Raw genomic sequence first — 20,517 nt, forward strand, 5'->3', positions numbered from 1 at the left:
ACTAAGCGAAAACATATGTTCGTTACATAAACATTGTAGCATATACCATGTTTTGGTGCAACCCCGGGTACAGGAAGCTGGTATAAGTTGTGGCATTGACGCTAGATTCTCTCAAGGTTATAATATACAATACCGGGTCTAAAGTATCTGCTTTTCTTTGTTCTACCAAAGCGAAAGTGGGGATCCTGTAATGCCGAATCTTAAACGAGTTATGGTTTGCATTCCACCTTGCCTTTTGGAGGAAGTAGACTGTCTAGTGCAAGACCAGGATGGCAATCGAAGTCGGTTGGTTCGCGACGCTTTGAGGTATTATCTGCGGCACCAAAAGGGCCGGGAATTGAGGGTGCGCATGCGCGTAGGGTATCAAGAAATGGCCAGCATCAACCAGGAGCTCGCCGATGAGGATCTGTGCAGCACGACAATCTTGCTAGAACAATACGAAGTAAAGCTGAGTAAACTATAGTGAAGTGCTGTTATGGAAGGGATAGCAAGTGGCAGATCTAGACATAAGGCGGGGGGACATTTTCTATGCAGACCTAAACCCGGTGGTTGGTTCGGAGCAGGGTGGTGTTCGTCCTGTACTGATCGTTCAAAACGACATAGGGAATCGTTATAGTCCCACCACAATTATCGCAGCAATTACGTCCCGCATCAAGAAAGCTAAAATGCCTACCCACATTGAGATTCCGAAGGAAAAATACAGTTTAGACAAGGATTCTGTGATTCTTCTTGAGCAGATTCGGACTATCGATAAGCGGAGGCTTAGGGAGAAGGTCGCCAGGCTTGACCGAGCTACAATGGAGAAGGTGGATGAGGCCTTGGAGATCAGTCTTGGGCTTATCGAACTGTAATCTTATACCAGGGATGGCGATAAGATATGGCAAAACCTAGGATCGGGATTCCTGTTAGTCACCGAGTTATCGATGAGTTACATCAGCTAACTGTTTCCGGTGATCTAGTTAGAGCGATCCACCAATCGGGTGGAATTAGTGTAATCATTCCCAAGGGTTTAGAAGAAGACCTGCATGGGCTTTTAGGGTCCGTGCAGGGCTTTGTTTTGCCCGGAGGGCTTGATATAGATCCAAAGTATTATGGCCAGGAGCCTTCCAATCAGTGCGGGCAGATTAACCCGACCGACGATGGATTGCATCTTGCTGTTGCCACATATGCTTTACAGCAGGATATACCTGTTCTTGGCATATGTCGGGGGATGCAGATGCTTAACGTTGCTGCCAAAGGCACGTTGTATCAGGATATCTCCACGTGGACAACGGTGCAACATCGCCAACAGGCGCCGCGGTGGTATGCTACGCATGGGGTAAAGACGGAAGAAGGAAGCTTAGTTAGGGAGATGTTCGGTCAAGGCGATTTCCGGGTTAACTCCTTTCATCACCAAGCGGTTGAAGTATTGGGGGAAAATCTGATCTGTACGGCACGATCTACGGATGGTGTCATCGAGGCCATTGAATCAATTAAGCACCGATACGTGGTTGGCTTACAGTGGCATCCGGAGCTGTTGTTGGAGCATCACAAGAAGGCCCAGGTGCCCTTTGTGAAGTTGATTGAGGCAGCATACAAATCCCAGGGAAGGTGAGATAACCGTGAAAGTATATATATCTGCTGATTATGAGGGAATTTGCGGGATTGTGTCCTGGTCGCAGCAGCGGGTTTACTCATTAGAAAGCAGAAGACTGATGACCCAGGAGGTTAACGCTGCTGTTAAAGGAGCCATTGCCGGAGGCGCTACGGAGGTTGTTGTTAACGATGCCCACGATTCCATGTGTAATCTAATCCCTGAGGAAATCCATCCTGAGGCTAAGTTTATCCTAGGAAGATCCAAGCCGTCACTCATGATGGAAGGACTAGAAAAGGGGTTTGATCTAGTGTTTCTCGTTGGTTACCATGCCGCAGGGGGGATAGGGACCGGCGTTTTGTCCCATAGTTACTCATCAAGCTGTATTTCTGAGATTCGCATTAACGGCCAACTTTGTGGAGAGGCTACAGTTAATGCAGGCTTTGCTGGCAGCCTTGGTATTCCCGTTGGCCTTGTCACTGGCGATGAGGTATTAGCCCGAGAGGCAACTGCTTGGCCGACCCCGCCGAAAATAGCACAGGTTAAGGAAAGCATCGGTCGCTATGCGGCCTGCTCCCTACATCCGAGTAAGGCCCGGCAACAAATTGAAAAGTTGGCCCAGGAGGCGGTAACCTCCTCTAAGGAATTTCAACCGGTGGTTTTTGCGGAACCCCTTAATTTACAAGTGAGTTTTATTGAGACAAATATGGCGGATGTGGTAACATTATTACCAGGGGTAACCCGGAAAGGTGCCTGTACGGTGATCTATAAAGCTGAGAAATACAGTGAGCTATACAATATGATTACCCTGTGTCTAATTCTAGCAGGAAGTAGCAAAGCTCAGGGCTAAAGAGGTTAAGGGTATGGAGTTTTTGGTCACAACAAATTCTAATCTAGATACCAAAGGGTACGGGCAAAGACTTGCATCATACCTATTACCGGGGGATGTGATTGCCCTATCGGGGGATTTAGGCGCAGGCAAGACTACCTTTTGTCAAGGCATTGGAGAAGGACTCGGTGTAGGGATACCCATTAAGAGTCCTACTTTTACGATTATCCGGGAATACGAGGGAAGAATTCCCTTCTACCATTTTGATGTTTACCGACTCAACTCCCTGCTCGAATTGGAAGACTTGGGATATGAGGAATACTTCTATGGTGATGGGGTTGTGGCGATTGAGTGGGCTGATCTGATTAAGCCTGTTTTGCCCGAGGATCATCTTGAGGTGATCATGGAATATGGCCATGAATCAGGAAGAAAGATTTGGTTTGTGGCCCATGGACCAAGGACAGAGGAAATACTAAAAATGTATCGGGGATTGGAAAGGTGACTTGGTAGTGTTAGTATTGGGGATTGATACGGCGACCCAAACTGGAGGGGTTGCGCTATTGGACGAGTATGCTCTTAGGGGTGAATACTTGCTTAATGTGTCCGCAACCCACTCGGAAAGATTACTTGGTTCCATAGAAAGGCTCTTGCTGGATGCACACTGTCCAAAAGAGGACATAGACGGAATCGCAGTCAGTATTGGGCCAGGTTCCTTTACTGGTCTACGGATTGGGGTTACCGTGGCCAAGACCTTAGCGTGGGTGTGGAAGTGTCCGGTGGTAGGTGTGAGTACCTTAGCTGCCTTAGCACGTCAGGGATTTGGTGCCCAACTGATTTGTCCCATGATTGATGCTCGGCGGAAAAACGTCTATGCCGCGGTGTACTCTCAAGATTACCAAACCATCCGAAAGCCCCAGTACATCTCCGTGGACTCTCTTGTGAAGTTTTTTCAGGAGCAGCAGAAGACCGTTGTCTTTTTAGGGGATGGCGTTCTTAAATACGGGAGTATCCTAAAGGAGCAGCTTGCTGATCTAGCTGTTCTTGCTACTGTTCCCAACTGCCTACTCCGACCGGCTTCGGTGGCATATTTGGGATTAGAGTCAATGAGACAAGGACACAGGGATGATCCCTCGGTTCTTCGACCAGTCTATCTAAGGCAATCGGAGGCAGAGCGAAAATGTCCTTCCGGAATGTAATTGGCCTGTTAGGTCTTGAGGATGTGGATGAGCTGGTGGCCATCGAGAAGGCATCCTTCCCAATTCCTTGGTCAAGGGAATCCATTGTGAGGGAGCTTGTGTATAACTCTGTAGCTTCCTATGTGGGATATAAGCTAGATGGCAGATTAGTGGGATACGCTGGGATTTGGATTGTTGAAGATGAGGGGCACATTACCAATATTGCCGTGTACCCGGAGTATAGAGCACAAGGCATTGGTTCGAGTTTGGTCGAAGCATTAATTGATCTGGCCCGAAGGGCGGATGTACGGATCATGTCTTTGGAAGTGCGTCGTTCGAACCAAGTGGCCCAGAGTCTTTATCTGAAGGCGGGTTTCCAGGTGGTTGGGGTGCGCAAACAGTACTATAGTGACAACCTGGAGGATGCCTTGGTCATGGTGAAGCTTTTAGGCGATCGGGAGGCTAATCATGGATGAGTTGATCTTAGGGATTGAGACAAGCTGTGATGAGACAGCAGCCGCGGTAGTCTGCGGAGGAACTAAGGTATTGTCTAATATTATTAGTTCACAGATTGATATACATAAACGATTTGGTGGTGTTGTACCCGAGATTGCCTCAAGAAAGCATGTGGAGACAATCCTGCCCATTATTCAAAGGGCCCTGGACAGCGCCCAGCTAGCCATTGATGATCTAGATGCGGTGGCAGTAACCTATGGCCCAGGTCTTGTGGGTGCACTGCTTGTGGGTGTTTCCGCGGCTAAAGCCATAGCTTTCGCTGCCGATCTCCCGTTAATCGGTGTAAATCATATTGAAGGCCATATCACTGCCAACCGTCTTAGCCATCCGGAATTAAAGCCGCCCCTGATCTGTTTGACCGTATCCGGAGGACATACGGATCTACTTTACGTGCCCCAGTGGGGCAGTTATACTTTGCTTGGACAAACCCGGGATGATGCGGCGGGTGAAGCCTTTGACAAGGTAGCCCGGACCATGGGACTTGGGTATCCCGGCGGTCCCTTAATCGATCAGCTGGCCAAGGAAGGGAATCCCGTAGCGATTCGATTTCCGAGGGCTTTGGCCAATGAAGGATATGATTTTAGTTTTAGTGGCCTTAAGACAGCGGTCGTCAACTATCTTCATAATGCAAGGCAGCGGCAGGATGAGGTAAACCTTGCAGATGTTGCAGCTAGCTTTCAGGAGGCTGTTGTGGATATACTAGTGAGAAAAGCTATTGCTGTTGCCCAGGAAATGGAGATCGGGACGATTATTTTATCCGGAGGAGTTGCGGCTAATACCCGGCTCCGGGAGGCTATGACGGAAGAGGGTCGGCAACAGGGTATCAATGTGTATTATCCGGATTTGGTCTACTGTACGGATAATGCGGCCATGATTGCCGGGGCGGCCCACTTTGCATACGAGCGCCGGGACTTTGCTGACCTCGAGCTAAATGCAGTGGCAAATTTGGGCCTAATTTGATTTTCCATGCAGGAATTTCGACCGACATGTAGAATCAATTATGTTTGGAACGGACCCAAGGGGAGAAAGGATGATGTGGGTGAAGGCCCTGCTTGTACTAAGCGATGGAACAACCTATGAAGGTCTGGGGATTGGCGCTCGGGGGTTACGTTTTGGTGAACTGGTCACCAACACCAAAATGGTAGGCTACGATCAAGTGATCACCGATCCTGCTTGCTTTGGACAATTGGTGGCTATGACTTATCCTTTGATCGGCAACTATGGAATTAATCTTGAAGATCTGGAATCGAAGACCTGCCATTTGGCAGGTCTTATTTTAGACCACGACAGCCGGATTTTCAGTAACTGGCGTGCGAAGATGGACCTAAACAGTTTTCTTGAAGAACAAGGGGTCACGGTGTTAACCGGAATTGATACTCGTTCATTAACTGTGAAGATCCGAACTTCTGGGACGATGCCCGCAGCAATCGCTGTAGGGGAGTATGACACAGAGCAGATACTATCCGACCTAAAGGCACAGGATGTATACAAACACTCGGCCTTGGATGTAACATGTCAACAGGCTTACGTGTTTTCCGATGGCGCACCCCATGTTGCTGTGTTGGATCTGGGAGTTACCACATCCCAGTTATCTCAAATGGCGGAGTTAGCTCTAAAGGTTACTGTACTACCAGCATCAGCTGGGCTGGCAGAAATAGAAAAGGTAAATCCCAACGGTCTGTTCTTATCAAGTGGGCCGGGAGACCCCAATCATTTGCCGGATGTAATCCGAAACGTGACTGAGCTTTTGCCGAGACTGCCTATCTTTGGGGTGGGACTTGGTCATTTGGTTTTGGGTAAGTCCCTCGGGGTAAGAAGCACGAGACTACCGGTAGGGCACCGGGGTGCCAACTATCCTGTCAAGAACCTAATTACCGGTAAATTGGCGATCACGGAGCAAAACCATGGTTACGTATTAGACTCGGAGGATCTACCCAAGGATGTGCAGATTAGCCATATCAACTTGGTGGACGAGACTATTGAAGGCATCAAAAGTGAACGTTACCCAGCCTTTGGTGTGCAGTATCGCCCCACCTACACCGAAGGTGAAGTAAACCCTGAGTTTCAGGATTTCTACAACATGCTATGTAAGACCTGTCGAATTTCTAGTGAAGGATGTGAGTCGATTGCCCAAAAGGACTGATCTGCGCAAGATCATGATTATTGGATCCGGACCTATTGTGATTGGACAGGCGTGTGAGTTTGATTATTCAGGATCCCAAGCCTGCAAGGCCCTCAAAGAGGAGGGCTATAAGGTAGTACTGGTTAATAGTAACCCTGCCACGATCATGACTGATCCGGTGATGGCTGACCGGACCTATGTGGAACCCTTGATTGAATCGGTATTGGTCAAGATTATTGAACGAGAGCGTCCCGATGCCTTACTGCCCACTTTAGGGGGACAGACGGCGCTAAACCTAGCTGTATTTCTGGCCAAATCCGGCGTTTTGGAGAAATATAATGTTGAAGTGATTGGTGCTAGCCCCGAGGCCATCGCCCGGGCCGAGGACCGGGATCTCTTCCGTCAAGCCATGACCGAGATCGGGGTCAACGTGCCTAAGAGCGGAATTGCCACCAGTGTGGACCAAGCACTAGACATTGCTGAGGAAATTGGCTATCCATTGATTCTACGTCCTGCCTTCACCCTTGGTGGTTCCGGGGGAGGTGTGGTGTACAACGTTGAAGAGCTTAAGGAGCTTGCTGCTACAGCCATTAGCACAAGCCCAATGGGGCAGGTCCTCGTGGAGCAATCGGTACTTGGCTGGAAGGAAGTAGAGTTTGAGGTAGTTAAGGACAGCGCGGATAACGTTGTTATTGTGACTTCCATGGAGAATATCGATCCCATGGGTGTCCATACCGGGGATAGTATCGTTGTGGCACCTGCCCAAACATTGTCAGTTAAGGAATACAATCGACTTATAGGTATTTGCCACCGCGTGATTCGGAAAATCGGTCTCGAAGCTGGCGGAGCAAACATTCAATTAGGAGTTAATCCCGACAATGGGGAGATCGTCATCATTGAAGTGAACCCTCGGGTCTCAAGGAGTTCTGCCCTAGCTTCGAAGGCAACCGGATACCCCATTGCTTGGGTTGCCAGCAAATTGGCAATAGGATATACCCTTGATGAGATCAAAAACGAAGTCACCGGGAATACATCCTCATTTCACGAACCAGCCATCGACTATTGCGTTGTGAAGATGCCCCGGTTTACCTTCGAGAAGTTTCCGGAAGCAGAACGAATGCTGACCACCTCCATGAAGTCCGTAGGGGAGACGATGTCCATCGGTCGCAATTTCCAAGAGGCCCTACAGAAAGGGCTAAGGGGTCTTGAAGTGGGACGAGCTGGGTTTGGAGCCGACGGGAAGGAACTTGATGTGGTCAACGGCAAGACCCTTGAAGAGCGGATCCGGATTCCTAGTGACCTTCGCCTATTCTATGTTCGGGAAGGGCTTAGAAGAGGCATGTCAGTGGATGAGATCTATGCTATCAGTAAAATAGATCGATGGTTCCTAGATAATATGCAGGAAATTGTGGAGATGGAGCAGGTTCTGCAAAGGTGGTCAAAGCTTACCGATGTTCCTGATGAGGTACTAAGACAAGCTAAGGAAATGGGCTTTTCCGATCTCCAGTTGGCCAAAACCTATGGTACCGATGAGTTAGATGTTCGCAATTATCGAAAGATGAAGGGGATAGAGTCTGTTTATAAACTAGTTGACACTTGCGCCGGGCAATATGAAGCGACAAAACCTTACTTCTACTCCACCTACGGATTCGAGGATGAAAGTCGGGCCACCGAGCATAAGAAAGTGATCATTCTTGGTGGGGGTCCAAACCGTATTGGGCAGGGAATAGAATTCGATTATTGCTGTGTACACGCTTCCTATGCCTTGAAAGAAGAGGGCCTTGAAAGTGTAATGATTAACAGTAATCCTGAAACGGTCAGTACCGATTTCGACACTTCGGATCGACTGTATTTTGAGCCCCTTACCAGGGAGGACGTGCTCGATATTATTGACCGGGAGAAACCCACAGGCGTGATAGTCCAATTCGGCGGTCAGACTCCGCTAAACCTAGCCAATCCCCTGCAAGAAGCGGGAGTGGCAATCCTAGGCACTAGTCCCGACAGCATTGATCGGGCCGAGGATCGGGAACGATTCAACGCCTTACTAGAGAAACTGCAGCTACAAAAGCCCCCAAATGGAATGGCTACGTCCTTTGTAGAAGCTAAGGAGATCGCTTGTGGCATCGGTTACCCGGTTTTGGTACGGCCGTCCTATGTGCTTGGTGGTCGGGCTATGCAGATCGTACATGATGAACATGAACTTGCTAATTACATCAAGAATGCGGTGGAAGTGTGTCCGGATCATCCGGTCCTGATTGACAAGTTCCTCGAAGATGCCATTGAAATAGATGTTGATGCTATTGCCGACGGTGAGACTGTAGTTATTGGTGGGATTATGGAGCATATCGAGGAAGCGGGTATCCATTCTGGGGATAGCGCCTGTGTTTTGCCATGTATAAGTTTGGCCGAAGAGTTGATCGAAGAGATCAAGGAAACGACGAAGGCACTGGCCTTGGAGTTAGATGTAAAGGGCCTGATGAATATCCAGTACGCGGTACGCAACGATATCTTGTATGTTTTGGAAGTAAACCCCCGTGCTTCCCGTACTATACCCTTCGTGAGTAAGGCTACCGGTGTTCCCCTAGCCAAACTTGCGACCAAGGTAATGATCGGAAAAACCCTAAAGGAATTAGGATTTACCGAAGAGGTCCACATTTCCCATGTGGTAGTTAAAGAAGCGGTATTTCCCTTCAATCGGTTTCCGGGGGTAGATGCCTTGCTCAGTCCAGAGATGAAATCTACCGGTGAGGTTATGGGAATTGACACCTCCTTCGGCATGGCCTTTGCAAAATCCCAGCTTGCCGCCGGGCAGAAGCTTCCTCAAAAGGGCAAGGTCTTCATTAGTGTGAAGAACCAGGATAAACGCCATGCAGTGATGCTTGCTGGACGCCTAATTGACATGGGCTTTAGACTGATTGCCACCAAAGGAACCGCTAGTGTGCTTAGACAGCATGATATAGAGGTTGAAGAGGTGCATAAAATTCACGAGGGACGTCCCCATGTACTTGACTTAATCAAGAACGGAGAGGTGGGAATGATCATCAATACCACTAGTGGCAAACTCCCCCGGGTTGATGAACGTCGAATGCGTGCTTTAGCAGTGGCCAGGGGGATTCCTCTGATAACTACCCTGCAAGGGGCCCAAGCAAGTGTACAGGGGATTGAGGCACTAAGGAAGCGGGAACTAAGGGTAAAGACTCTACAGGAATATCATGAGATGAAGACGTGGTAAGGTTGCTAGATGGCGCAAGCAATGCTTGCGCCATCTTAAATACTAGACCGAAGTGTTCGGTACTTTAACACCGAGATACTAATGATCGTTACCAAGCCAACAGGCTAGACACAGCTTTTCTATGGGTAAACCAATGGCTTTGACGAAGTCGTCTACAGTATTGTAATGTAGGCTAGTGGCCCCTAGGATTGCGCAGATCTCGTCCTCGGTTCGTTGGTTACCGATGAGTTCTTCTGGAGTACGGGCGGAAATACTATATTTGCAGGGATAGCTGAGTTTTGGTGCACCGATACGTACATGGACCTCCCTTGCGCCTGCATTCATCAGCTCATCGACCCGGTGGGCAATCTGCGTGCCTCGCACGATTGAATCATCACAGAGGACGATGCGTTTTCCTTTTACTGCTTCCTTTACGATATACAGCTTGCTGGTGGCGATTCTTTTTCGCTCCGTTTGAGTGGGAGGAATGTAACTTCGTCCATGGGCATAGCGGTTATAATCAAATACGATTCCGTAGGGAACCTGGGATGCCAAATGGTATCCTAGGGCATGACCAAGACCGGACATCGGTACACCTGCCACTACATCAGCATTTACGGATTGGTCTCTGGCGGCTAAGGCGGAACCGAAGTTGTTCCTTGCTTGGCTGACAGGTACCCCGTCAATAATCGCGTCAATTCGAGCCATATAGGCGTATTCAAAGGCACAATGGGCGATTTTTTGGGCGGGTCTTTCTGCCACCTTGGCAAAGCCAGAAGTCTTTAGCTCATAAATAGCTCCAGGTTCCACATCCTTAAACTCCTTGACTCCAAGCCAGTCAAGAGTACCCGATTCCGATGCGGCACAGGTTCCTGCATCATTGATACCAATAACTAACGGTCTAATTCCTGCAGGACAGCGCATTGCAAACAATTGTCCCTTTTCTGTTAAGACTAATAAAGAATAGGCGCCCCTTATCCTGTCAGGAAGTCCGGCAAGACCATCCACAATGTCTTTTCCTTGACTGATCAGCCGGGCCATGATCTCACCGTCGGTTCCGTAGGCAAAAGCACACCCTTGTTGGAGTAGTTCTTGTTTAATCTCTCGAGCGTTGTTGATTACTCCATCGAAGACCAACGCCATTTTGCCCAGACGGGATTCCAGTACCAGGGGTTGGGGATCAGATAGACTAACATGGGCCAACCCTGATTTACCCGGAAACTTCTCCAACTGTTCCGCATTGGTATTTACAGATACAAGGCCGGGGTAACATTCACAGTGTAGCCTGTTTCCCACAGTGGCAAAGCCACAATGCTCCTGGCCGCGATGCTGAAGCTGGAAAATGCCATCTTGTAGATCTCCAATGCAATTGTGTTCTCGGTAGTTTAACCCCAAAACTCCACCCATCTATGATGCCTCCTGCCTTTCTCATGTCTTAATCATAGATGCTAAGAAACTAAGCGTCAAGAGTAGTTGCAGGATTTATCTGTTTGTTGGCGAATACCGACTTAAACAGAATGTGGGAGGTTAGTGGTATGAGTAATACCGTCATTGCTGCACAATTATATACACTTCGTGACTCACTCAAGACCCCTCAGGAGATTCGACAGAGCTTGAGTAAGGTTCGGGAAATTGGCTATGAAGCGGTTCAGCTTTCCGGTTTAGGCCCTATCGAACCAGGGGAATTGGCCAAGATACTTCAGGACTACAATCTGCAAGTAGCTGCCACTCATGTGAGTTTTCAAAGACTGAAAGATGAGTTCGACAAGGTTGTTGAAGAACATAGATTATGGGGATGCCAGCATGTCGCAGTAGGTTCGATGCCCGGGGAATATAAGACAGATGCCGATGGATACAAACGCTTTGCCCAGGAGGCCACTGCCATTGGGCGTCAGCTTGCTCGAGCGGGGCTTACCTTTAGCTACCATAACCATAGCTTTGAGTTTGAGAAATTCCAGGGACGGTTGGGTTTGGATATCCTTTTTGAGGAAAGCGATCCAGAGGTCTTTCTAGCCGAAATTGATACCTTTTGGATCCAACACGGTGGTGGGGATCCAGCGGCTTGGATCCAAAAAGTCTCGGGGCGTATGCGGATTGTGCACTTAAAGGACATGACTATTTGTGATGGAAGACAAGCTATGGCTGAAGTTGGTGAAGGTAACCTCAATTGGCCAGACATCTTGCGGGCATGTAAGGAGGCAGGAGTCTTGTGGTATGTGGTGGAACAAGATATATGCCAACGGGATCCATTTGAGAGTCTGGCTATTAGTCTGCGCAATCTAAAGGCAATGGGTTTAGTCTAGTGAAAAGGAAGCGCACGTGCGCTTCCTTTACTTTGTTTCTAACGGCTTTACATGACCAAAACGACGGGCAGGACCAGCAACCGGTGCCGCCCAGCGGACAGCGTTGGTAATCCCCTGAGGATCTCCGGGTTGTAGTAGACGGGATAAGTCTCGTGTCCGGGGCGAAAATAAAAGATCTTACCACTACCCCGTTGATAACAGCATCCGCTGCGAAAGACCTCGCCACCTTCAAACCAGCTGATGAAGATTAAAGAATCCGGTTCAGGGATGTCAAAGAACTCTCCGTAGGTTTCGGTCTGGGGCAGTTCGATGTAGGGTCCAATTCCTTCTACAATCGGATGACCTGGGTTTACTACCCATAGTCGTTCCTTATCTCCGTCTTCTCGCCATAGTAGATCACAGGACGTTCCCATCAGCTTCTTGAATACTTTGGACATATGTCCAGAATGAAGGGCAATAAATCCCATACCGTCCAAAACTCTTTTACAGACTTTATCTACCACTGTATCAGAGACTAGGTGATGCCCAGCATGGCCCCACCAGGTGAGTACATCAGTGTTGTCTAGCACCTCATCGGTCAGACCATGTTCTGGCTCCTCCAAGGTTGCTGTGCGTACTTCCAGATCCTCTTGGGTCTTTAGGTGGTTAGCTAATGCCACATGCATCCCTTCGGGGTAGATTCTGGCTACTGTTTTGTTGCTCTTTTCATGAAGATACTCATGCCAAACCGTCACTCGAATCTTCTTGTTTTCGCTCATTTGTGTGCCTCCTTCTAGTAGATAAGAATGACTGCGATTAACTCAAGGTCAGAAGTGCCATTGTTTTTTATGCTATGGGAGCTGCCTCCTCTAGTAATAACAACATCACCTGGATGTACCAGTTTTTCTGCATTGTCATCGGTGACAAGGCCGGTGCCCTTAAGGATATAGAATATCTCTTCTTCATCGTTGTGTTCGTGCAATCCGATTGAAGCGTTAGGTTCTAGCCGCAACTTAGCAAACAACCGACACTTGCCCTTCAACTCTTCGGTAGTAGCGATATGTTCAAATTCGATACTACCTTCTCCCTTGTGCATGCTGCGGCGAATATCGGTGATGAGGTCTTGTTTTGCTTTGATCAAAGACTTTCCCCCTTTCTTTGGAGCATTATAACTGAAACCGGTTCCAGAAATCCTTCCAAATATTAATGCCTTTTATTTATGGAATATGTTCTACTACAACTGGTGTATTCCTTCCGAGCTTCCGAATGCTGCTAAAAAACATTTAGAAGGAATAGCCTTAAGAAATGCCGAATAACAGTATCAGTGCGGCTCAAAAGGGGGGGTGGATAGTAATGGTTACTTTTCCTGCGCGAAGGGCTTCGTTTAGTAGTATCGTCTACGAGGCTCTTCGGGAAAAGATAATTCTCATGGAAATACCCCCTGGGGCTCGGCTTTCTGAGAATATTTTGGCAGAAACACTAAATGTGAGTCGTTCTCCCGTGCGGGAAGCTTTAAAACTTTTGGAGCAGGAACGGTTAGTAATGACGATCCCCCAAAGGGGAACCTTTGTTACAAAGATAGTTCCAAAAGAGGTGTTGGATGCCTGTGATATGCGTCTACTCCTTGAGGAATGGATGCTGAAAAAACTAGAAGCTGGTGTTGCCCACATAGACCGGGATGTTGTTGCAAGACTATTAGCGGAACATGAGACTATTGACGGTGCTCACGAACTCTCCCGCAGTCTTGACCTGGATAACATGTTTCACAAAACGCTTCTTGAGTCGACGGATAATCAGCAAGCGATCCGCTTATATCTACAAGTAATCACTGTCATGATCCGGGTGCGGACTTGGAATATTAGGCGGCTTGATACTCTTCAAAAGGGGATGGACGAGCATCGACTGTTGTATCAGGCCATTTGTGAAAGAAACTGGGAACTGGCGGGAAATGTGATCTTGTGTCATGTTGATGCGGTCCGAAAGTGTCTGAGGCGGTTAGAAGAGGAAAACCCTGACTTTTGCAGTGACGATGGCATAATCCAGGAGATAGGGGGACTTGATTGCCTTGCTGGACGTATCTAAGAAGATCTGTTGGTCATTGTTGGCGTTTCTTGTTTTCAGCTCGGGTTTCAGTAGCGGGAATACCACGGAATACCCGGTCAACTATGAAATGGTCTTGCGAAGTGATGAGCACTTTATTCCGGTGGCGACCTGTGGGCCATTACTAATCGGTGTGATGGATGCACGATTTCAAAGGGAGATTGGCACGGCAGGTTTGACCGAGGAAGCTCTGGGTGTATTTTACATCATAGATCTTTGGACTGTGAACATATCCGAGGGGGAAGCTTCGCTATATTCGCCACGGATCCACTTAATTGATGAGGCGGGACGCAAGTACCAAATGTCAGAGACCGCTACTTTGACCTCCACTCTAAGTAGCAGTGAGGAATACAGTCATGTCATGCTCTTTTTGGACCTGACCCCCAACATTCAGTACGTAATCCGTTTGATCTTTGATGTAGATGAAGAGTTTGATCCATTTACGGCTAAACTTGGTATCGCGTCAGGGAAGTGGGGTTCTAAAGAGGAGTACTCCTATATTTGGGCGAGACAAATGACACCTGCTGACTTCATCTAAGTACCATCAGAGGGCTTGTCGGGGCTATTATTCTCCTCCGACAGAGTAGCGGACTGCCTATACTGTTGGGGACATATTCCGGTTACCTTTTTGAAAACCCGGCTAAAATACGATGGATCCTTGTACCCAACCTTAAACGAGATCTCGTTGATTGTTTCAGTAGATTCTAGGAGTAAATCTATAGCTTTCTTGACTCGAATGGAAGTCAGGTATTGAATAGGGGTTTGTCCAGTGGCGATCTTGAAGATTCTGCTAAAATAGACAGGGTTAAGGTGCATTATCTTTGCCATATCTGCTAGGGTGATCTGCTGGTGGTAGTTGCTCATAAGGTATTCGATTACCTGTCCCACTTGGTCGGTTTGCTTAGGGGCTAGGTTAGTGTGTTGCCAGTAGTCAAGTTCATATAAGATGTTCAGCGCAATACTCCGGCATTTGGCTCTGTGATTGTGCTGACCGGACACCCAGTGATGTACTAAACGACGGAATAGGTACTGTAGTTGCTCGAAGTTTCCCGGGCGGCTGAACCGGGGCATATTTAGACAATCCTCTTGCAGTCTTGTACCATTCATCGTATATATATGAAAACAAAAGGCATAGCAATGCATCGGGTCTTCCTCGGTGGTCCAGGCTGCATGCTCCTCGCCGGGTACAATGCAGACTAGGTCTCCCCGGCCGACCTTATGGAGTGCCCCTTGGTAGTCAAACCAAGCGGTTCCCTCCAAGAAAATCAGGTAGTTGTACTCATTTAAGGTCCGTGGGGCTAGGTGCCAGCCGGAGAATAACCGGCAGTCTCGGTCTACTGCGTAGATTACTTCTGGAACGATACCATCAAGCTCGGCCACGTAATGCACAGAGGTTTCGTATCAGTGTCTTCCGCCTGATACGGCAACTCTGCTTTCTCCTCCTCTGGATAGAACTGGAACAGTGAATTGCACTTTAGTTACCTTATTGGATCAATATCGATTGCTAAGGACACATAATCATATGAGCTATGTTAAGTACTTCGTCTTATTCAGATGGTTCCCTCCTTGGTTCGGTGTTCTCCCAAGGGGATCCGGTAGGTGATTGAGGACGGATGGTGTTGATGTAGACGAGCGGCTCCACGTACTCCGTTAGATTACGGCTGGTCTTGTCGGGATTAGCCCGAACAATCATGTTGAGCCTTTGGTTACTTAGAACCTTAGGAGTCGTTATAGGTTGCAGGAGGGAGAGACATCACACCAAATAGCAGCTGGCCTAGCTTTATTCCAAGTTCTGGGGAGTTAGCGATGCTTGCCTAATGCACATAGTTTTGGTAGGATGTAGACAGATTCACAAATGGGCTACTCAGAAAGGAACCAGATCCCATTGAGTAATCTACAATTGCGGAAGTCATTTGCAAAGCTACTGAGACGTAGGCGGAAAGTACGTCCGGGATGGCTTTTGGCGATATATGGTGATGAATGGCAGTCGGGGTGGGCATTTTGTCACAGTGATACGGCTGTCGATGTTGAAACAGGAAATGGCCCCGCGCTAGATGCCCGCACTATTCCTCCCGAGAAGATGACTTCCCAAGTAGATTCCTTACTGAATGAGATTCAGCGACGTCTCGATAATGAGCAACCCCAGTTTATCGGCCTTTGCATGCCGGATAGTTCCCGCCGTGTTTTTCAACGTAGGCTAGCTCAAGTTTGGCCAGAAGCAGAGACTATCTCAATAAGTGATGCGGAACGGTTGATCGATCCTGGGGAGTTTCCCGTAGGGGTTGTGTTATACGCTGATTTACGGGCATTTGCAGTTGGCAGACGACTTGATGGTTACACTTGGATTTCTGGGGATTGGCCTGTTCCGCTAGGTAGCGGGGGCTCCTTATATGAACTGGCTTTACTGACTATTGGTAGTGTGCTGGAGATCAGAGATGGTCGCCAAAAACCATCGATGCTGCGTGGTTCATTACTAGAGGTGTTGGGATTTCAGGACTTTGACGGATTGTTGATGTGGCTTTATACCGGGGCAAAGCAAGAACCCGATCGTTTAGTTAAGATTGTGGATCTTCTCTCGGGTGCAGCGGCCAGCGGTGACCCCTTGGCAGTCAGGCTAGTTAATGTAGTAGGTAATAGTTTGGGTGCCTGTGTTACCGCTTGCCTTGAGCAGTTGGGGCTAACTCAGGATGAGACTGTGGTTCGGGTAGGAGGGCGGGTATTGCAACTGCATCGTATTGTGCCTGCCATTATGAATCGAGTTCAATATGCCAATGAGAACGTAGTTTTCCAGTCTGTAGAGTTTACTCAGACCGGGAGACAGACACTTAGTGCGTTGCAGATCAAGATCAATGAGGAATAAGTAGCACATTTACGCATCTTTTGAGTATTGGATGACCTACAAATGTCTAAGCCGCTAGAGAAGTACCGCTTCCTTGTTAATACTCCTTTTTCCAAATCAAGAACCAGATGTGATGGAGGGATTGGACTTGGAGAGTCCATTACGGGATCTGGATAATGCTTGGCGCTATTCATCTGAGCAATTGCGGGAGGTTGTTATAGAGAAATTCGGCCATCTATTTCATCCGGATGAAGAGATTGTGTACATCGCTGGGACAGATCTGGATCTGACAGGCAATTATAATACGGGACTAATCATTCTTACTGAGCAGCGTCTTTTGGCTATTTACCCACATGATGACAAGATGCAAGAAGCCGCTAATCTCTGCAGCATCGAGACTGCAGAGATTGAACATCATGTAGGAAATGGCATTTTGTTTTTGCAGTTTGCGGACAAGAGGCAAATGTTTGCTCGCTTTTCGTTGAGCGCCCTTGATGGGTTCATGGAGCTTACCGATTTGTTGAATGAACGGAGCGCCACCCCCCAAAGTTTATCCCAGAGTAAACCAAAAAAGGTCCGCGTGGATCGCTGTTCTATCTGTGGGACGGTGAAAAGAAGGGGTGTCTGCCCAAACTGTTTAGATAAGGGCCGTCTTGTACGGAGGTTGCTGCGCTACCTAAAGCCGTACATTCCCCAGGCGCTCATCTCCTTTATTCTGTTGGTTGCCGGGGGGATTTTATCCATGGCTCCTCCCTATCTTACAGGAAGACTTGTTGACGAGGTGCTCATTGTCGAGGACTTAGTGATGCTAAGGACCCTTGTGTTGGTTTTGGCCTTGGTGCATGTGACCAACGCGATCATTAGTGGTGTCTACTCATATATTATTACCTGGTTGGGACAATCGGTAGTACGGGACTTGCGCAGTGAGGTATATCGGCATCTGCAGTTTCTTGGACTCAAATTCTACGACACGGTTCGCACCGGATCAATCATGTCAAGAACTACCAGCGATACGCAGAATCTTCAGCGCTTTATCGTTCAAAGCGTGCAGCAGGTTGTTTTTAATGCGATCATGGTTGTGGGTGTTGGTTTCATTCTGTTTAAGTACAACTGGCAACTAGCATTGATTACCCTTTTACCAATGCCACTACTTATTCTAGCCTCTAACCTATTTGCTAGGAAGATTCGCAAGGTGTATCGGCGCATCTGGGTACGACGGGCCTTGATGAACTCTGTCTTGGCTGATGCGATTCCTGGGGTGAAGATAGTCAAATCCTTTGTGCAAGAAGACAAGGAGATTGCTAAGTTTGACCATCGTAGTAATGAGCTTTTCGAACGACACGTCGAGGCAGCACGGTTTCGAAGTCTTTTCTCACCGTTACTAGGATTAGCCACTTCCCTTGGCACCCTAATGATCTGGGGCTATGGAGGCTTCTTGGTAATTTCCACCGGCAAACTGACTGTCGGGGGTTTAGTTGCTTTTCTGTACTACGTAAACCAGTTCTATAGCCCCTTACGCCAACTGGCGGGCTTTAGTGACGTGGTACAGGAGGCCGCTACAGCGGCTGAACGAGTATTTGAGATCCTCGATACGGAACCGGAGCGAAGCCCGACAGCCTTAGGACTATGGCTACCTGAACTACAAGGTGAGATCCAGTTTAAGGATGTCTACTTTGAGTACGAAGTGGGTGAGCCGGTGCTAGAAGACATTAACCTGCATATTCAACCTGGGGAGATGATTGGGCTTGTAGGCCCAAGTGGCGGAGGGAAAACCACTTTGGCTAACCTCATCCCCCGGTTATATGACGTTTACGCGGGAGCTATCTATATTGACGGACAGGATATCAGGGAAATTGACCTAGGCTGCCTGAGAAGTCACATTGGTCTTGTTCCCCAAGAGGCCACCTTGTTTCACGGAACCATAGCGGATAATATTGCCTATGGAGTACCCGATGCCGGTGAAGACGATATTATCTATGCGGCCATCGCGGCAAATGCCCATGACTTCATTATGGACTGTCCTGATGGATATGACACTCAGACCGGCGAGCGGGGACTGCGACTGTCCGGAGGTCAAAAACAGCGGATCTCCATTGCCCGTGCGATCTTGAAGGACCCGAAAATCCTGATTCTTGACGAGGCAACTTCCGCTGTGGATACAGAAACGGAAAAACTGATTCAGGAAGCGATTAATCGGTTGGTGTCCAATAGAACTACTATCGCGATTGCCCATCGGCTTTCTACCCTACAAAACGCCGATCGAATAGTTGTGGTGGACCAAGGTCGAATCGTCGAAGTAGGAACCCATCAGCAATTGCTGGACCAGGATGGCTTGTTTGCTCGGTTAGTACGCATGCAATCAGATATTATCCAGTACAGTGCATAATGTACAACCAGGGAGGTGCCCAAATATGGTTGAATGGAAAAAGGTCTTGGAGGATGTACACTTTGAAAAGAACGCTTTTTTGCAGCTAATTTGCTGGGAAAAGGATCAGAGCTTTGGTCCTGTCATTGTAAAACGTCCATTTCCGCTCAAAGGCCCCCTGGAGCTAGTTACAGTAGCTTCTGCCGACGGGCAATTCATTGGGTTAATCCATGATTATCGTCGACTAGATGAGCAGTCGGCTGCATTGATAAAAGAGGCTTTGGATCAGCGGCATTACATGCCTCAGATCCTGAGGATAGTCAGTATCGGTGAAGAAGGTGGGGTTTGGGTATGGAATACTGTTACTAATCGGGGCAAACGGCGCTTTATAGTACAAAGCCGCCGAAGGGATGTCACCTGGGTTGCAGATAACCATATCGTTGTGCGGGACGCCGATGGAAACAAGTATGAGATCAGAGATTTGCATAAGCTAGACGATAAGAGTAAGGATAAAATCGAAATGGAAGTATAGGGTCTTTATATTATTGCAGGAATCATTAGAATGGGGCATTATAGATAGTGAGTGTTTGCCAGAAGATGCTGGAGGTAAGAGACAATGGGGAGGAAGGGTACACAAACTAGCTCCTTTGGGACAAGCGGTCGGGAGGGGCACGATTCGTCGAAGTTCTATGATAGCCGTCTTTACCAGGAGCTTGCTGTTCCGACAAATACATCTGCTTCTGAGGGGTCGGTGCAGCAGGTAAATGTTTTATATACCCAAGATAGCCGTCAAATGGATGAAATTCCCGATGATAGTATTCATCTAATGGTAACCTCTCCACCATATAACGTGGGGAAAGAGTATGATGAGGACCTATCGTTGGAGGAGTATAGAGAGCTTCTGCGGGATGTCTTTGCCGAGACATACAGGAAATTAGTACCCGGGGGCAGAGCCTGTGTCAATGTGGCCAATATCGGGAGAAAACCTTACATGCCCCTGCACTCCTTTATCATTGCTGACATGCTAGACATTGGTTATTTGATGCGGGGTGAGATCATCTGGGATAAGGATGCCAGCTCGGGAACTTCGTGTGCATGGGGTAGCTGGAAGTCTGCATCTAACCCGACCCTAAGAGATGTTCATGAGTACATCTTGGTTTTTAGCAAGGCTCAGTACAATAGGATCAAGGAGCATCGGGAAGATACGATTGATAGGGACCAGTTTCTCGAGTACACGAAGAGTATATGGCGGTTTCCCACCGTATCTGCACGACATATCGGGCATCCGGCGCCCTTTCCGGTGGAGTTGCCCGCCCGGTTAATTCAGCTTTATACTTTTGCAGGGGACGTTGTGCTGGATCCCTTTTGTGGTAGCGGACAAACCTGTATTGCAGCTATTGCTGCTGGTCGACACTATATTGGGTATGACATCGAACCCGAATACATAAAGCTGGCCGAGGGGCGTATCGCGGAATACACAAAGTCTGCGCCAGCAGACTATTGAT

20 protein-coding genes and 1 pseudogene are annotated in these 20,517 nt (G+C 48.2%); 17 read left to right on the forward strand and 4 right to left on the reverse strand.

Annotation, left to right across the window (positions count from 1 at the left end; all coding sequences use genetic code 11):
- Window positions 1-190: 190 nt before the first annotated feature.
- From M0Q40_08025 to carB, 10 genes are all read left to right on the forward strand, one after another.
- On the forward strand, window positions 191-463 hold the full coding sequence (locus M0Q40_08025; GenBank protein ID MCK9222556.1) for a CopG family transcriptional regulator: 273 nt from the start codon (window positions 191-193) through the stop codon (window positions 461-463).
- A gap of 28 nt (window positions 464-491) precedes the next feature.
- On the forward strand, window positions 492-851 hold the full coding sequence (locus M0Q40_08030; protein ID MCK9222557.1) for a type II toxin-antitoxin system PemK/MazF family toxin: 360 nt from the start codon (window positions 492-494) through the stop codon (window positions 849-851).
- 26 nt (window positions 852-877) lie between these two features.
- Window positions 878-1,594, forward strand: a complete 717-nt coding sequence (locus M0Q40_08035) for a gamma-glutamyl-gamma-aminobutyrate hydrolase family protein (GenBank protein MCK9222558.1) — start codon at window positions 878-880, stop codon at window positions 1,592-1,594.
- A gap of 7 nt (window positions 1,595-1,601) precedes the next feature.
- Complete coding sequence (locus tag M0Q40_08040; protein ID MCK9222559.1) at window positions 1,602-2,423, forward strand: M55 family metallopeptidase; 822 nt, start codon at window positions 1,602-1,604, stop codon at window positions 2,421-2,423.
- Window positions 2,424-2,436: 13 nt separating this feature from the next.
- Entirely contained in the window at window positions 2,437-2,904 is a 468-nt protein-coding gene (tsaE, locus tag M0Q40_08045) for a tRNA (adenosine(37)-N6)-threonylcarbamoyltransferase complex ATPase subunit type 1 TsaE (GenBank protein MCK9222560.1), read from the forward strand.
- 7 nt (window positions 2,905-2,911) lie between these two features.
- Entirely contained in the window at window positions 2,912-3,598 is a 687-nt protein-coding gene (tsaB, locus tag M0Q40_08050; protein ID MCK9222561.1) for a tRNA (adenosine(37)-N6)-threonylcarbamoyltransferase complex dimerization subunit type 1 TsaB, read from the forward strand.
- Window positions 3,580-4,053, forward strand: a complete 474-nt coding sequence (gene rimI, locus M0Q40_08055; protein MCK9222562.1) for a ribosomal protein S18-alanine N-acetyltransferase — start codon at window positions 3,580-3,582, stop codon at window positions 4,051-4,053. Before tsaB ends, rimI begins: the two co-directional genes overlap by 19 nt.
- Window positions 4,046-5,053: a tRNA (adenosine(37)-N6)-threonylcarbamoyltransferase complex transferase subunit TsaD gene (tsaD, locus tag M0Q40_08060; protein ID MCK9222563.1), complete on the forward strand. Its 1,008-nt coding sequence runs from the start codon at window positions 4,046-4,048 to the stop codon at window positions 5,051-5,053. Before rimI ends, tsaD begins: the two co-directional genes overlap by 8 nt.
- A gap of 70 nt (window positions 5,054-5,123) precedes the next feature.
- Complete coding sequence (carA, locus tag M0Q40_08065) at window positions 5,124-6,236, forward strand: glutamine-hydrolyzing carbamoyl-phosphate synthase small subunit (GenBank protein MCK9222564.1); 1,113 nt, start codon at window positions 5,124-5,126, stop codon at window positions 6,234-6,236.
- Window positions 6,220-9,447: a carbamoyl-phosphate synthase large subunit gene (gene carB, locus M0Q40_08070; GenBank protein ID MCK9222565.1), complete on the forward strand. Its 3,228-nt coding sequence runs from the start codon at window positions 6,220-6,222 to the stop codon at window positions 9,445-9,447. Before carA ends, carB begins: the two co-directional genes overlap by 17 nt.
- A 78-nt stretch (window positions 9,448-9,525) precedes the next feature.
- On the opposite strand, the gene M0Q40_08075 is transcribed toward carB, so the two are convergent.
- Window positions 9,526-10,833 carry an amidophosphoribosyltransferase gene (locus M0Q40_08075; GenBank protein ID MCK9222566.1) on the reverse strand — a complete coding sequence of 436 codons (1,308 nt, stop codon included), beginning with the start codon at window positions 10,831-10,833 and terminating at the stop codon, window positions 9,526-9,528.
- A 128-nt stretch (window positions 10,834-10,961) separates the two neighbouring features.
- On the opposite strand from M0Q40_08075, the gene M0Q40_08080 reads away from it, so the two are divergent.
- Window positions 10,962-11,729, forward strand: coding sequence for a sugar phosphate isomerase/epimerase (locus tag M0Q40_08080; GenBank protein MCK9222567.1), 768 nt, complete (start codon window positions 10,962-10,964; stop codon window positions 11,727-11,729).
- A gap of 27 nt (window positions 11,730-11,756) precedes the next feature.
- Here the strand turns inward: M0Q40_08080 and M0Q40_08085 are convergent.
- Together M0Q40_08085 and M0Q40_08090 are read right to left on the reverse strand one after the other, a co-directional pair.
- Window positions 11,757-12,487 (reverse strand): annotated as a pseudogene (locus tag M0Q40_08085) (ThuA domain-containing protein).
- A 14-nt stretch (window positions 12,488-12,501) separates the two neighbouring features.
- Window positions 12,502-12,849, reverse strand: a complete 348-nt coding sequence (locus M0Q40_08090) for a cupin domain-containing protein (GenBank protein ID MCK9222568.1) — start codon at window positions 12,847-12,849, stop codon at window positions 12,502-12,504.
- A 212-nt stretch (window positions 12,850-13,061) separates the two neighbouring features.
- Between M0Q40_08090 and M0Q40_08095 the strand changes: the two genes are divergently transcribed.
- Together M0Q40_08095 and M0Q40_08100 are read left to right on the forward strand one after the other, a co-directional pair.
- Window positions 13,062-13,790 (forward strand): GntR family transcriptional regulator, encoded by a 729-nt coding sequence (locus tag M0Q40_08095; GenBank protein MCK9222569.1) that lies wholly within the window; start codon window positions 13,062-13,064, stop codon window positions 13,788-13,790.
- A complete protein-coding gene (locus M0Q40_08100; protein ID MCK9222570.1) occupies window positions 13,765-14,346 on the forward strand; it encodes a hypothetical protein in 582 nt (193 codons plus the stop codon). Before M0Q40_08095 ends, M0Q40_08100 begins: the two co-directional genes overlap by 26 nt.
- Here the strand turns inward: M0Q40_08100 and M0Q40_08105 are convergent.
- Complete coding sequence (locus tag M0Q40_08105) at window positions 14,343-15,197, reverse strand: AraC family transcriptional regulator (GenBank protein ID MCK9222571.1); 855 nt, start codon at window positions 15,195-15,197, stop codon at window positions 14,343-14,345. The genes M0Q40_08100 and M0Q40_08105 overlap by 4 nt on opposite strands.
- A 496-nt stretch (window positions 15,198-15,693) precedes the next feature.
- Between M0Q40_08105 and M0Q40_08110 the strand changes: the two genes are divergently transcribed.
- The 4 genes from M0Q40_08110 (at window position 15,694) to M0Q40_08125 (ending at window position 20,516) form a co-directional block, all read left to right on the forward strand.
- The gene (locus tag M0Q40_08110; protein ID MCK9222572.1) at window positions 15,694-16,668 is read left to right on the forward strand and encodes a hypothetical protein; all 975 of its coding nucleotides are present in this window, start codon (window positions 15,694-15,696) and stop codon (window positions 16,666-16,668) included.
- A 127-nt stretch (window positions 16,669-16,795) separates the two neighbouring features.
- Window positions 16,796-19,033: an ABC transporter ATP-binding protein/permease gene (locus M0Q40_08115; protein ID MCK9222573.1), complete on the forward strand. Its 2,238-nt coding sequence runs from the start codon at window positions 16,796-16,798 to the stop codon at window positions 19,031-19,033.
- Between the two features lie 25 nt (window positions 19,034-19,058).
- Window positions 19,059-19,544 (forward strand): DUF1854 domain-containing protein, encoded by a 486-nt coding sequence (locus M0Q40_08120; GenBank protein ID MCK9222574.1) that lies wholly within the window; start codon window positions 19,059-19,061, stop codon window positions 19,542-19,544.
- Between the two features lie 84 nt (window positions 19,545-19,628).
- Complete coding sequence (locus M0Q40_08125) at window positions 19,629-20,516, forward strand: site-specific DNA-methyltransferase (GenBank protein MCK9222575.1); 888 nt, start codon at window positions 19,629-19,631, stop codon at window positions 20,514-20,516.
- Window position 20,517 lies beyond the last annotated feature (1 nt).

The organism is Limnochordia bacterium, assembly GCA_023230925.1.
GTDB lineage: Bacteria > Bacillota > Limnochordia > DUMW01 > DUMW01 > JALNWK01.

Coding starts and splice junctions, on each gene's coding strand:
- M0Q40_08025 (MCK9222556.1), top strand. CDS start 191: ATGCCGAATCTTAAACGAGTTATGGTTTGCATTCCACCTTGCCTTTTG.
- M0Q40_08035 (MCK9222558.1), top strand. CDS start 878: ATGGCAAAACCTAGGATCGGGATTCCTGTTAGTCACCGAGTTATCGAT.
- tsaE (MCK9222560.1), top strand. CDS start 2,437: ATGGAGTTTTTGGTCACAACAAATTCTAATCTAGATACCAAAGGGTAC.
- rimI (MCK9222562.1), top strand. CDS start 3,580: ATGTCCTTCCGGAATGTAATTGGCCTGTTAGGTCTTGAGGATGTGGAT.
- tsaD (MCK9222563.1), top strand. CDS start 4,046: ATGGATGAGTTGATCTTAGGGATTGAGACAAGCTGTGATGAGACAGCA.
- carA (MCK9222564.1), top strand. CDS start 5,124: ATGATGTGGGTGAAGGCCCTGCTTGTACTAAGCGATGGAACAACCTAT.
- M0Q40_08075 (MCK9222566.1), bottom strand. CDS start 10,833: ATGGGTGGAGTTTTGGGGTTAAACTACCGAGAACACAATTGCATTGGA.
- M0Q40_08080 (MCK9222567.1), top strand. CDS start 10,962: ATGAGTAATACCGTCATTGCTGCACAATTATATACACTTCGTGACTCA.
- M0Q40_08095 (MCK9222569.1), top strand. CDS start 13,062: ATGGTTACTTTTCCTGCGCGAAGGGCTTCGTTTAGTAGTATCGTCTAC.
- M0Q40_08120 (MCK9222574.1), top strand. CDS start 19,059: ATGGTTGAATGGAAAAAGGTCTTGGAGGATGTACACTTTGAAAAGAAC.
- M0Q40_08125 (MCK9222575.1), top strand. CDS start 19,629: ATGGGGAGGAAGGGTACACAAACTAGCTCCTTTGGGACAAGCGGTCGG.